10 protein-coding genes and 1 pseudogene are annotated in these 11,592 nt (G+C 73.7%); 5 read left to right on the top strand and 6 right to left on the bottom strand.

The window, feature by feature from the left end; all coding sequences use genetic code 11:
- Window positions 1–97 precede the first annotated feature (97 nt).
- Entirely contained in the window at window positions 98–1,147 is a 1,050-nt protein-coding gene (locus tag ACIA8D_RS28005; protein WP_399236524.1) for a DUF2804 domain-containing protein, read from the bottom strand.
- 111 nt (window positions 1,148–1,258) lie between these two features.
- On the opposite strand from ACIA8D_RS28005, the gene ACIA8D_RS28000 reads away from it, so the two are divergent.
- Entirely contained in the window at window positions 1,259–2,068 is an 810-nt protein-coding gene (locus ACIA8D_RS28000) for a YhjD/YihY/BrkB family envelope integrity protein (RefSeq protein WP_399236522.1), read from the top strand.
- Here ACIA8D_RS28000 and ACIA8D_RS27995 read toward each other — a convergent pair.
- Window positions 2,060–3,472, bottom strand: a pseudogene (locus tag ACIA8D_RS27995) (DUF2252 domain-containing protein). The gene ACIA8D_RS28000 and the pseudogene ACIA8D_RS27995 overlap by 9 nt on opposite strands.
- Window positions 3,473–3,596: 124 nt before the next feature.
- On the opposite strand from ACIA8D_RS27995, the gene ACIA8D_RS27990 reads away from it, so the two are divergent.
- Window positions 3,597–4,952, top strand: a complete 1,356-nt coding sequence (locus tag ACIA8D_RS27990) for a diacylglycerol/lipid kinase family protein (protein WP_399236520.1) — start codon at window positions 3,597–3,599, stop codon at window positions 4,950–4,952.
- Between the two features lie 5 nt (window positions 4,953–4,957).
- Here ACIA8D_RS27990 and ACIA8D_RS27985 read toward each other — a convergent pair whose 3' ends face one another.
- The gene (locus tag ACIA8D_RS27985; protein WP_399236518.1) at window positions 4,958–5,419 is read right to left on the bottom strand and encodes a hypothetical protein; all 462 of its coding nucleotides are present in this window, start codon (window positions 5,417–5,419) and stop codon (window positions 4,958–4,960) included.
- A 199-nt stretch (window positions 5,420–5,618) separates the two neighbouring features.
- Here ACIA8D_RS27985 and ACIA8D_RS27980 point away from each other — a divergent pair, with 199 nt between their 5' ends.
- Both ACIA8D_RS27980 and ACIA8D_RS27975 read left to right on the top strand, forming a co-directional pair.
- Window positions 5,619–5,891 carry a hypothetical protein gene (locus tag ACIA8D_RS27980; RefSeq protein ID WP_399236517.1) on the top strand — a complete coding sequence of 91 codons (273 nt, stop codon included), beginning with the start codon at window positions 5,619–5,621 and terminating at the stop codon, window positions 5,889–5,891.
- 181 nt (window positions 5,892–6,072) lie between these two features.
- The gene (locus ACIA8D_RS27975) at window positions 6,073–6,477 is read left to right on the top strand and encodes a response regulator transcription factor (protein ID WP_399236515.1); all 405 of its coding nucleotides are present in this window, start codon (window positions 6,073–6,075) and stop codon (window positions 6,475–6,477) included.
- A gap of 17 nt (window positions 6,478–6,494) precedes the next feature.
- On the opposite strand, the gene ACIA8D_RS27970 is transcribed toward ACIA8D_RS27975, so the two are convergent.
- The 3 genes from ACIA8D_RS27970 to ACIA8D_RS27960 form a co-directional block, all read right to left on the bottom strand.
- Window positions 6,495–8,777, bottom strand: a complete 2,283-nt coding sequence (locus ACIA8D_RS27970; RefSeq protein ID WP_399236513.1) for a LuxR C-terminal-related transcriptional regulator — start codon at window positions 8,775–8,777, stop codon at window positions 6,495–6,497.
- Between the two features lie 164 nt (window positions 8,778–8,941).
- Entirely contained in the window at window positions 8,942–9,427 is a 486-nt protein-coding gene (locus tag ACIA8D_RS27965) for a DUF1269 domain-containing protein (protein ID WP_399236511.1), read from the bottom strand.
- Window positions 9,427–9,981 (bottom strand): DUF1269 domain-containing protein, encoded by a 555-nt coding sequence (locus ACIA8D_RS27960; RefSeq protein ID WP_399236509.1) that lies wholly within the window; start codon window positions 9,979–9,981, stop codon window positions 9,427–9,429. The genes ACIA8D_RS27965 and ACIA8D_RS27960 overlap by 1 nt, the downstream gene beginning before the upstream one ends.
- 133 nt (window positions 9,982–10,114) lie before the next feature.
- On the opposite strand from ACIA8D_RS27960, the gene ACIA8D_RS27955 reads away from it, so the two are divergent.
- Entirely contained in the window at window positions 10,115–11,590 is a 1,476-nt protein-coding gene (locus ACIA8D_RS27955) for a hypothetical protein (RefSeq protein WP_399236507.1), read from the top strand.
- Window positions 11,591–11,592 lie beyond the last annotated feature (2 nt).

Here is an 11,592-nt window from a genome sequence, read left to right as displayed (position 1 = left end):
TCGATCACCTTTAAGCAAACACGGGCGCGAGCAGGGGAAATCCGGGCACACGAAGGCCCCGCCCACCGGGGACGGGGCCGCACGGGCAGGGCGCGGGTCACCAGCGCATGCGCACGTCCTCGGCCCAGCCCAGCAGGTCCCGCACGGCGATCTCGGTGCCGTCGTCGGTGCGCACGCGCCCGTCGTAGTGCCCGAAGCGCTGGTCGGTGTGGTTGGCGAGCAGCCCGAGGTCCGTGTGCGAGGACCGGTTGTGGAACGGCGTGAACACCAGGTCGACCTGGTCGGACGCGGTGGTGCGGATGGTCCAGGGCGCGAGCGGGTCGGTGGTGGACCAGCGCCAGTCCAACTCCTCCCCGATCTTCGTGAGCCGGCCGTCCACGCACACCCCGTTCTCGGTGGAGCCGGTGCCCTCGGTCCACCGGCCGCCGAACTGAAGGCCCAGGGTGCGCCCGTCCGAGCGTCCGGAGGCGGCGCCCCAGTTCCAGTCGACCGTGCGCGGCCAGCGCCCGCGCCCGTGGTCGAGCACCGCCCAGCTCTCGCCCGCGCCGAACTCCAGCCGCTCGGCGCCGATCCGGACCCGGCCGGTGGCGGGCAGCGCGGTCTGCTTCGAGGTGTACTGGAACCGCCGCGCGTCCCACGGCACGACGACGTTCAGCGACTCGTGGCCCTCCGGGCGCGCGACCAGCAGGTCGATGTCGACCGGGAGCCGGTCGGGCGTCAGACACCGGCCGCGCAGCCGGACGCCGCCCGCCTCGTCCCGAATCTCGATGCGGACCTGGCCGCCGGTCGGCCTGGCGGGTCCGACCACGACGTCCGCGACGCCCGGGGGGCCCGCGATCCGGTCCGGCAGCCGCACCCCGCGCCCGAACGGAACGATGGCGGCGTGCTCGAACTCCCGCCCCCAGGAGCCGAATTCGAGCAGATAGACGGAGTTGAGGGCGAGGAAGTCCAGATCGCTCACGGTCAGCGCGACGAGATGCGTCGGGGTGGTCACGCACCAGTGCTCCCAGCGCTTGGTCCGCCCCCACCCGCGCAGATTGGCGCGGTGCACGGGCACCCGCGACCAGCCGACCGCCGCCGGGTCGAGACTGCCGTCGGGGCGGCACAGGTCCACCGGATCCACGATCTCCCGCTCGTGCGTAGCCATCCGTGGAGCGTACATCCGGCCGTGCTGTCACCCGGCGTGGGCGACGTGCGGCCGGGCGCCCGGACAGTGCCCGGCGGGAGCGTGTGTCCCCCGCCCGGGGAGGACGGTGTCATGACGATCACGGGTGCCGCCCGGCCCTTGGCGGGCCGGATCGGGCAGCAGCTGGTGCGCGTCGGGATCCTGGACATGGCGACGCGGCTCGCCGCGCAGGCGTTCCTCGCCGCCCTGCCGATGCTCATCGCCCTCGCCTCGTTCTGTCCGCCGGTGGTGCGGCACGAACTCCTGCGCTCGCTGCGTACGTTGATCGGGACGTCCGGGCCGGTCGTGCGGCAGGCCGAGGACATGACCGGAGGCGGCGACGCGGCTCTGCACAGCTGGGGCGCCGCGGGCGTGCTGGTCGCGCTGCTCTCGGCCACCGCGTTCACCCGGGCCCTGCAACGGCTGTGCGAGCGGGCCTGGGAGCTGCCGCGCTCCGCCGTGCGGTTCGTGGCGTGGCGGTGGGCGGTGTGGCTGCTGGTGTGGGTGGCGATGCTGATCGTGCAGGGCGCGCTGCACCGGGCGTTCGACGCGGGCGCCGTCATCGGCTACCCCTTGCAGTTCGCGGCGGCCGCGCTGATGTGGTGGTGGACCCAGCATCTGCTGCTCGCCGGGCGGGTGCCGTGGCTGCCGCTGCTACCGGGGGCACTGTTGACGGCGGCGGGAGTGGTGGCGTTCTGCGGGCTGTCGGGGCTGTGGCTGCCGCGGGCGCTGCGGATGAGCGTGGAGCGCTACGGGGCTCTCGGCTCGGTGTTCACGGTGCTGTCCTGGCTGATCGTGTTCTTCACCATGGTGGTGTTCGGTGTGGCCGTCGGGCGCGTCCTGACTCAGGAGGAGTTCCTGCGCCACCGGCTCGGCGGCACGACGGCCGCCGCCTCACGCTGACTCCACCGTCACCCTGCCGTCCCGCGCGGCCGCCGCGAGCGCCGCGTGGTCGCGCTCGTTCTGGTCGGCGTAGGCCTCCGCGAAGCGGGCGAGCGCCCGGTCGAAGGGGTCGGAGCGGCCCAGATAGGCGGCGATGGCGAGGCGGTCGCCCGAACGGGCGTGGGCGCGGGCCAGCGTCGCGCCGCAGGCCCGGCCGAACAGGCCCATGACGCGCGGCGACATCAGGTCCGCCTGCGGAATCGCCTTCCAGTCCCGCAACTGCCGTACGTAGAAGTCGCGTTGCCGCCCGTCGAGCCCTTCGACCCGCTCCCAGCCGAGGAACATGTCGCCGGCCGCCTGCATGAGGCGCTGCCCGACGACGACGCGTTCGCCCTGGTTTGCGTGGGCCGCGGGGCCCGCGAACTCCGCGAGCACGGAGGGCCCCGCCTCCTTCGCCTGGAGCAGCAGCGGATCGTCGACATCGCGGCCGTCGCCACCGAGCAACAGCAGGATCCAGCAGCGGGTGCCCACGCTGCCGACCCCGACGACTTTGCGCGCCATGTCGACGACCCGGTACTGCGTGAGCAGCGCCCTGCGTTCGGCGGTGAGCGTGCGCGGTCACCGCTCTATCTGGTCTATCACGGGCGCTCCCAGCTGGTTGCGTGCGCCGCCGGCGGGGGGGGGGGGGGGGGGGGGGCCCGGGGGGGGGGGGGGGGCGCGCCGCGGCCCGCCGCCGACGACGTGGGCGAGCTTCTCCAGGGCCTGGAGGTGGTCGCGGCCGCGCGCCTTGCTGAGCGCCTGCGACATCCGCCGCCTGGTGCGGCCGTCCAGCTTCCCGGACACGGCGGCGTACAGCTCCTCCGCCTCGATCCGCGAGTACCACACATCGAGCGTGCGCATCGTGGCGAACCGCCGCATCGACTGCCGGTACGAGGCCGCGGTGGCCCGCACCACGCGGCCCCGCTCGGAGCGGGAGAAGCCGTTGCCGCGGCCCGCGATGACGATGCTGGCGGCGAGCCGCTTGACGTCCCACTCCCACGGCCCGCGCAGCGTCTCGTCGAAGTCGTTGACGTCGAACATCAGGCGCCGCTCCGGGGAGGCGAGCAGCCGGAAGTTCAACAGGTGTGCGTCGCCGCACAGTTGGGCGCGCAGGCCGGTGACCGGGGTGTGCGAGAGGTCGGACGCCATGATCGCGGCGGCGCCCCGGAAGAACCGGAACGGCGATTCCAGCATGCGTCCGTAGCGGATCGGAACGAGCTCCGGCAGCCTGGCCGCCGACTGCTGCTCCAGGATGTCGACCGGGTCGGGGCGGTCGGCGGCGGGAGCGTAGGCGGCGTGCCCGGAGCGCGGCACGCGGGACCTCGCGGACCTGCCCGTGTCCGCCCGCTCGCGCGCACTGGGGCCACGGCTCGTCATCTGCGTCATGGCGGCCTCCTTCCTGGCTGTGCACACCGTGCGCCGGGCCGGGCGCCGCGACGTCACCCCGCCGGTGTGAGGTCGCCTTCCGAGGGTGAGTCCCCGGAGGTCTCCCGGTCACAGACTGGCGGTCATGGAACCGACGACGCGGGACGACGGGCAGGGTCAACGGTGGCTGGCGCGTGCGTCGTTGGCCGCCGCGGCGGGCGCCGTGCTGGTCCTGGCCGGCTTCGCGGGGGCGCGGACCTTCGCACTGTTCGGCGCGGGGGTCCTTGGCACCGCGGTCACGGCCGCCGCCGTGTGGTGGGTGCTCAGCAGGCGGGGCCCCGCGCGGTATCTGGCGCTGCTCCTGGCGCTCGCCGCGCCGGTGTGGGTGGTGGTCGCGTACGCCCGCGCACATCTGGTGTGGGTGGTGCTGATGTCGGGCGGCCTGTGGCTGCTCGCCGCGGGGGCGGGCCGGGCGGCGCTCGGGCCGCGCTCGGCCCCGGCCCCGATGCCCGAGGCGGCGGCGCCCGCGGTCCACCGGCCGGTACTGATCATGAATCCGCGCTCGGGCGGCGGCAAGGTCGACCGTTTCGGGCTGCACGCGAAGGCGGAGCAACTCGGCGCGGACGTCGTGCTGTTGGCGGGTCCTGAGCCGGTCGACGTGGCGGCGCTGGCTCGGGAGCGCGCCGCCGCCGGGGCGGATCTCCTCGGCGTCGCGGGCGGCGACGGGACACAGGCCCTCGTCGCGGACGTCGCCGCGGAGTTCGGCCTGCCGTTCCTGGTGATCCCCGCGGGGACCCGCAACCACTTCGCCCTCGACCTGGGCCTGGACCGCGAGGACCCTGCCACCGCCCTTGACGCGCTGGCCGACGGCGTGGAGCTGCGGGTCGACCTCGGCCGGGCGGGCGGCCGGCCGTTCGTCAACAACGTCTCGTTCGGGGCCTACGCCGAGGTGGTGCAGAGCCCCGCCTACCGCGACGGCAAGACCCGCACCACGCTCGACCTGCTGCCCGATCTGCTCGCCCGGCACCAGGGCCCGGAGCTCACCGCGCGGGTCGGCGGGCACGACGTCACGGACCCGCAGGCGCTGCTGGTGAGCAACAACCCGTACGGCGCCCACGACATCGCGGGCCTCGGCCGCCGCACCCGGCTCGACGGCGGCGTCCTCGGCTGCGTCGCCGTGCGCGTCACGAGCGCCGCGCAGGCCGCCGGACTGCTGCGGGGCAGCCGGTCCGCCGGTTTCACGGCGCGGACCGCCGACGCGGTGGTCGTCGACGCCGACCGGGACTCGATCCCCGTCGGCCTCGATGGCGAGGCGGTGCGCATGGACGTTCCCGTACGCATCGAAGTGCGGCCCGGAGCGCTGCGCGTGCTCGTGCCGAGACGGCGCCCGGGAACGTACCGGGAGCGCCCGCCGCTGGACTGGCGCGGTGTCGCGTCCCTCGCCCTGACGGTGCGGCGGCACCCAGGCGCCGGGAGCGGCGCGAGCGGCAGGAGCGACTAGAGCGGCTAGAGCGGCGCCCCGTAGACCTTGTGCGCCTCGCTGCGCCCGTACATGGCGAGCGACCAGATCACCAGGATGTCCAGGGCGATGAGGATCGCCGACCACACGGGCTGGTACGGGGTGAAGAAGAAGTTCTCGAGCGCGCTCACCGCGGCGATGGTCATCACGACGATCCGTGCCCAGGTGCGGCCGCTGAAGAGGCTGACCGCCGCGGCGAACACAATGACCCCGGTGATCATCTGCACCCAGCCGCGGGCGTTCACGTCGAAGTCGAACGCGTAGTCGTCCTGCGCCTGGTAGAAGTTCTCGTTGAGCACCGCGGCGAGGCCGGCGATCGCGTGATAGGCGCCGATGACGCCCATCACGAACGCGGCGAAGACCACTCCGCCGACGGCGGCCGGACGGACGCGGGGCTGTGGCTCGGACGCTGTGGAGCGCGCCCGGCCCGGCGAGATCTGATCGGGCATGTCGCACCCTCCTCCTCGGTCTCGATGGATCCGGACTCGATGCACTCGGAGCATGCGGCCCGCACCACCGGAACCGGTTCACCCGCAGCGGATGAGCCCCCTCCCGCGTGCGGCTGTCACCCGTCCGAGGTGATGCCCTCGACGGTGCGGTCGCCGGGACAATGGCATGCGGGACGACGCTCGCACTGGAGGTGACGTCATGGCCGGGTCACACACGGGTCCGGGCCGCGAGCCGGCCGGAACGCCCTCCGGCGGCGGCGACTTCGAGATCCGCGTCCGGGGCAGGCTCGGCGAGGCCTTCCGGTCGGCGTTCGGCGAGCTGACGGTCGTGCTGCGCCCCGCCGAGACGGTGCTGGTCGGCGCGGGACTCGACCAGGCCGCCCTGTACGGCATCCTCGACCGCATCCAGGGCCTCGGCCTCGAACTCCTCGAGGTCCGCCGGCTGCCGGGGCCGCGCGCGGCGCGTGGGTAGGGGCCGTTCGGCTCTCACAACGAAGTCGTACCTCCCCGAAATCGGCGCGGAAGACCCCTTTCTTCGCGTTCGCGCGGGCCCCACCGTGGTGGGGTGATGCCCTCCACATGGGGAGGTGAGGGGCGTGCTCACAGGTCTGTGCCCACGCACGGTCCACGATCCGGGGAGCACGGGGCGGGTGATGGCGCTGCGACTCCAGCTGTGCTCGCTCCACGAGGAGGGCACGGCGGCCGACGCCGCCCTGACGACCTGCCTGATGTGGGTCGCCGGCGTCCTGGTGGAGATCGCGGGGGACGTGGCCGATCCACGGGCCGCCGGTGCGCTGGTGCACCGCGCCTCGGCCGCGCTCGCCGCGGTGCCCGCCCCGCAGCAGAACGGAGCGCCGCCGTCTCCCGAGCGGCTGACCGACCGCGAACTCGCCGTGCTCCGGCAGTTGCGGGAGGAGGTCCCGCTGCGACAGATCGCCGACGATCTCTACGTCTCGTACAACACGGTCAAGAGCCACACGCGCGCCGTGTACCGCAAGCTCGGCGCGCGCTCGCGCGCCGAAGCGCTCGACCGGGCCCGGGGGTTGGGGCTGGTCTGAGAACCGTGGCCCGAGCCCTAAAGGATCTGGAGTTCGCGGGCCCTGCGGACGGCGGCCGAGCGACGGGACACGGCCAGCTTGCGGTAGACGCTCTTGAGGTGTGTCTTCACCGTGTTGACCGAGAGGTACAGCTCGTCGGCGATCTCCTCGGTGGTCATCATCTGCGCGAGCCGGTCGAGGACATCGCGTTCGCGGGCGCTGAGCCGCTCGGCGGGAACCGACACGAGCGGGTCCCGCTCGGGTGGCGCGGCGGCGCCGGCGTGCCGGGGCCGCGCGGGGTTCAGGAGCCGCGCACAGGTCGGCGCGACCGTGCGCTGCACCGTCTGCGGCAGCCGGGACACCGTCACCGCGTTCGCGACGGCCTCGGCGCCCCGGACGCCGCGCTCCACTGTGGCGGCGATCCGGCCGACGACGCCGCCGAGCTCGGCGAGGAACGTGTCGGCCGCCTGCCCCAACGCGGCCTCGCTGTGCGTCAGTTCGCTGCGGGCCCGGTCGGGCTCGCCCCGTGCCAGGGCGCTCCAGGCGCGTACGAGGTGCAGGGTGGCACGCGAGGGTTCGCCCGCCGTCCACGGCGGCATCGGCGCCTTGACGGCCTGGGCGGTGAGTTCGTCCGCGGCCCGGAACCGGCCGCGCAGGGACTCCAGGAGCGCGAGTTCGACGAGGCAGTCCCGGCGCAGCGCGCCGTTGCCCGCCGCGCCCGCCGCCTTGAGCCCCCGGGTGAGGGAGACCTGGGCGGTCTTGAGGCTGCCGGCCCGCAGCTCCCCGCTGCCCCGCACGGACAGGATGAGGGCCGGGATCTCGGGCCGCTCGGCCAGCAGCGTGTGCGGCACGTGCGGTCCCGCCGCCTCCGCGTCGGCCACCGCGTCGCCGGCGCGCCGCGGATCGCGGCAGCGCAGCCGCTCCATCCGGATCACGGCGTGGGACAGGCGGCACCGCGCGAGGCGGTCCTCCTCCCCCGGCGGCAGCCGGTCGAGGAGTTCGGCGGACCGCTCCAGGTTCCTGGTGCACGCCTGGTCGTCGCGGCGGGTCCTGGCGACGGCCGCCGCGAGCAGCACGGACTCCGGTTCGGCCGCGGCCGGTTCGGCGGGCGGCTGCCGTCCCTCGTCGACGGGCAGCCGGGTCCCGGCCAGGCCGAGCACCTGCCCGATCGCCAGGCGGTGCACGATGAGCCGGGCCGCCTCGTCCCAGTCGCCCGCGGCGAACAGGTGCCGCACGGCGTCCGCGAGCAGTCCGTGTTCGGCGAGCCACGCGGCGGCCGTGCGGTGCAGCGGCGCCACGAGCCCGGGCGTCTCGTGCCGCAGGCAGGTCCGCAGCACGTCGGCGAACATCTGGTGGCAGCGGTACCAGCCCTGCCCCACGGGCCGCAGGAAGGAGTTCTCCCGGACGAGACCGGCGAACAGCACTCCGTCGGCGTCGCCCGCGAGTTCGGCGGCCAGCTCGGCGTTCACCCGGTCCAGGATGCTCGTGGTCAGCAGCAGTCTGCGCATGCCGGGAGACTGCTGGTCGAGCACCTCTTCGACGAGATAGCTGGAGATCGCCTCGTCGTCACCGGCGAGCTGCGCGACGAACCGTTCGGGGTCGCCGCGCCGCTCCATGGACATCGCGGCGAGCCGCAGTCCCGCGGCCCAGCCGTCCGCGCGCCGGCGCAGCGTGCTCACCGTCTGCTTCGTGACGTCGATGCCGTGCTGGGCCAGGAGGGCCGCGGCCTCCCGGTCGTCGAATGCGAGGTCCGCGGTGCGGACTTCGGCGACCTCGCTGGTGAGCCGCCCGCGGTGGAGGTGCAGCGGCGGGTCGCGGCGGGCGAGCACCACGAGGCGCAGCTTGTCGGGGGTGTGCCGGAGCAGGTGGGTGACGCCGCGGGCGATCGGCGAGTCGAGGGCGGGCTGGAAGTCGTCGAGGACGAGGACCGCCGGTTCGTCCTGCCCGTTCAGGCAGTCGGCGAGGGTCGCCACGAGCAGCGGCCCGTCCTCGCTCGCGGCGGGTTCGGACACCTCGACGCCCGCGGCGCGCAGCGCGCCGAACACCCGCTGCCAGAACACGCCGGGGTGCTCGGCGGGGCCGTCGCAGGCGACCCAGGCGAGCGGCCAGGGCGGGCGCCGGGTGTGCGCCCATTCCAGGGCGAGGGCCGTCTTGCCCGCGCCCACGGGGCCGACGACCACGGTCAGCGGTCCGCGCACGCCCCGGGCCAGTTGGCCGGTCAGCCGGGGGCGCGGCACGATCCAGTCGGGCAGCGCGGGCACGGCGTCGGCCTGCCACGGGCCGTGCTCGCCGTCCGGTGTGCGGTGTGACCACTCGTCCATGGTGACCCTCGCTTTCGCAGCGCGGTGGATCCACACCCCCGTATGGGAGGCAAGTGTGGGGCCGGGAGCGCCGCGTCCGGCACATGCCAGGCGCCATCTCACCCGGGTGAAGTTCCCGTGCGGGACGGCGCGTTGGCAGGGGTGACCCGTGGGCCGACCGGTGACTACTTGGACTGGAGGGCCTCCACCAGCTCCTCCTCGCGGTCCTTGGTGAGGGAGGTGTGGATCACGGTGGGGCCGAACGGACGCAGCGCGTCCCGCACCCGGTCCGGTGTGGTGCGGCGGACGAGCGCGAAGACGGCGGCCCGGCCGGGTTCGAGGGCGTGGGCGGTCTCCTTGACGAAGGCGTCGTTGATGCCGATGTCGGTGAGCTTGCCCGCGGCGGCTCCGGTGGCCGCACCCACGGCCGCGCCGAAGACCGGCATCAGGAAGAGCATTCCGAACAGCGCGCCCCACAGGGCGCCGCCGGCCGCGCCCGCCCCGGTGGTGCTGTGCGTCTGGTGGACGTGCATCTTGCCGTCCATGGTGCGCCAGGCCACCACTGCGTCCTCGAGCTCCAGCAGTTCCTGCCGGGACAGCTCGCCGGCCAGGCGCAGCACCGATTCGGCCTTTTCCTTGTCCGAGAATCCGAGTACGACGAGTTCGGCCATCAGGTCCTCCTGGGACGGTTGCCGGGTTTGGGTACGGGAGTGGGTTTGGGGGCGACGGGATCGCCCAGGCGCTTGGCCGCGGCGGCGAGTTCGACGGCCACGGGTTCCAGGGCCTCCTCGGTGAGGAAGCCCTCGGCGACGGGCACCCCGCCCGCGTCCCTGACCGCCTTGCGCAGACACTTCGCCCAGACGTGTTCGAGCAGGATGTACGCCGCCGACGTGCCCGGGTCCTGGGAGTCGGCCATCTCCCGGATGTCGCTGGTGCTCAGCCCGAACGCGTTGCCCTCGGCCAGGCTCGGATACGTTTCCTGGACCGCGCGGATCCGCTCCCGGGAGATGCCGAGCAGGGCGGCGACGGTCTCGCCCATGCCCTCCTGCTGGAAGTCGAGGGAGAACAGGCCGCCACCGGGCTCCTTGCTGACGAAGAGCATGTCGAGGACGCGGATCTGTTCGTTCGCCTCGAGAATCGCCAGTTCCTCGACGATGCGCCCCTCGAACTTGGCTTCGGGCCCGAACTCGATGGTGAGCAGCTGCACCGGTCCGATGACCGCCATGGCGTCTCCCTTCCGACTGTCGGCAACATCTCCACCCGCATCACACCGGCGCCGCCCGCGCACCGCGTCACCCGCCGTAGGTGAGCAACGCGCCCCGGACCGCGGCGACGCTGGCCGCGGGAGGTGTCACGCCATGAGCGATGAACAGGCCCCCGGCCCCGCGCAGCCCACGCCCGGCCCGGCGTCCGCCGAGGCGTCGGAACTGGAACGGCTGCGCGCCGAGGTCGAACTGCTCCGCGACCGCGCGGGCACCGAACGCAGGCGCCGCGCCCGGACGTTCGTGGTCCGGCGCACGCTCGCCGCGGTCCTGATCGCACTGGTCGCGGTGCTCGCGGTCACCTCCGTGGTGGGCGTGTGGGGTTCGCGGACGACCTTGAACACGGACCGCTGGATCGCCACGGTGGGCACGCTGCCCGAGGACCCGAAGGTGAACGCCGCGGTCTCGAAGTACCTGGCGGACGAGATCTTCGACCAGCTCGACGTGGAGCGGCGGCTGTCCGAGGCGCTGCCGCCGCGCGCCGCGTTCCTGGCGGGCCCTGTGACGGGGGCCGTGCACGACTTCATGCGCGAGAAGGTCTCGCAGCTGATCGCGAACGAGCGGTTCCAGGAGCTGTGGCGGACCACGAACCGGTTCGCGCACGAGCGGATCGTCGTCCTGCTGGAGAAGCGCAACGAGAACATCCGGGTGAAGGGCGACACGGTCACGCTCGATCTGCTGCCCGTGGTCAACAATCTGCTGGGCTCCCTGGAGACCGAACTCCCTGCCGTCTTCGGCAAGAAGATCGACCTTCCGACGCTGTCCTCCGGGGAACTGCCGCCCGGACTGCACCAGCGGATCGAGAAGGCGATCGGCAAGGACCTGCCCGAGGACTTCGCGCAGATCCGCCTCTACGACCGGCACACGCTCGGCCAGCTCCAGGACGCGGTCGTACTGTTCAAGCGGGCCCTGGTGGGCCTGCTGATCGCGGTCCCGGTGCTGCTCGCCGGCTCCCTGTGGGTGTCGCCGAACCGCCGCCGCACGCTGCTCCAGCTCGGGCTGTGGCTGGTGGTGACGGTCACGGTGCTGACGGCCGTCCTACGGGGTGTGCGCGAGCAGTTGCTCGGCCAGTTGCCGGAGGGCGTCTACCGCGAGGGACTGCGCTCGGCGCTGTGGACCGTCTTCACGACGCTGCGCGAACGGGGCGATCAGCTCCTGTGGCTCGGCATCGCGGTCGCCGTCCTGTGCTACCTGGTCGGCCCCGGGCGGCTGCCGTCCGCGCTGCGCCGCTGGACCCTGCAGGGCGCCCGCGCCACCGGCCACGGGATCGCGCGGGCGGGTCAACACCTGGGAACAGGCGGCCAGTTGCGCCCGTGGATCGCCGCTCACGCGGACGTTCTGCGGGTCGGCGGCGCCGTCGTCGCGGCCCTGGTGTCCATCCTGCTGTCGTCGTGGACCGCGCTCCTCGTGATCGCGGTGCTGCTCGCGGCGTACGAGATCGCGATCACGCTGTCGGCCCGCGAACACGGCTCACCCCTGGAAGGTGAGGCCGGCCCCCGCTCCTCTGCCGAGACTGACGCACCTGGCCGAGCACACACATCAAGCCCCGCAGGGGGCACCTCCCAGCGCTAGCT

The sequence above is a fragment of the Streptomyces sp. NPDC051684 genome (genome assembly GCF_044453445.1).
GTDB lineage: Bacteria > Actinomycetota > Actinomycetes > Streptomycetales > Streptomycetaceae > Streptomyces.
This window is presented reverse-complemented; position numbering and strand designations above follow the sequence as displayed.

Bases quoted from the DNA above. Each gene is read 5' to 3' on its own strand.
- ACIA8D_RS27955 (WP_399236507.1), top strand. From the start codon at position 10,115: ATGAGCGATGAACAGGCCCCCGGCCCCGCGCAGCCCACGCCCGGCCCG.
- ACIA8D_RS27975 (WP_399236515.1), top strand. From the start codon at position 6,073: ATGGCGCTGCGACTCCAGCTGTGCTCGCTCCACGAGGAGGGCACGGCG.
- ACIA8D_RS28005 (WP_399236524.1), bottom strand. From the start codon at position 1,147: ATGGCTACGCACGAGCGGGAGATCGTGGATCCGGTGGACCTGTGCCGC.
- ACIA8D_RS27965 (WP_399236511.1), bottom strand. From the start codon at position 9,427: ATGGCCGAACTCGTCGTACTCGGATTCTCGGACAAGGAAAAGGCCGAA.
- ACIA8D_RS27960 (WP_399236509.1), bottom strand. From the start codon at position 9,981: ATGGCGGTCATCGGACCGGTGCAGCTGCTCACCATCGAGTTCGGGCCC.
- ACIA8D_RS27980 (WP_399236517.1), top strand. From the start codon at position 5,619: ATGGCCGGGTCACACACGGGTCCGGGCCGCGAGCCGGCCGGAACGCCC.
- ACIA8D_RS27985 (WP_399236518.1), bottom strand. From the start codon at position 5,419: ATGCCCGATCAGATCTCGCCGGGCCGGGCGCGCTCCACAGCGTCCGAG.
- ACIA8D_RS28000 (WP_399236522.1), top strand. From the start codon at position 1,259: ATGACGATCACGGGTGCCGCCCGGCCCTTGGCGGGCCGGATCGGGCAG.
- ACIA8D_RS27990 (WP_399236520.1), top strand. From the start codon at position 3,597: ATGGAACCGACGACGCGGGACGACGGGCAGGGTCAACGGTGGCTGGCG.
- ACIA8D_RS27970 (WP_399236513.1), bottom strand. From the start codon at position 8,777: ATGGACGAGTGGTCACACCGCACACCGGACGGCGAGCACGGCCCGTGG.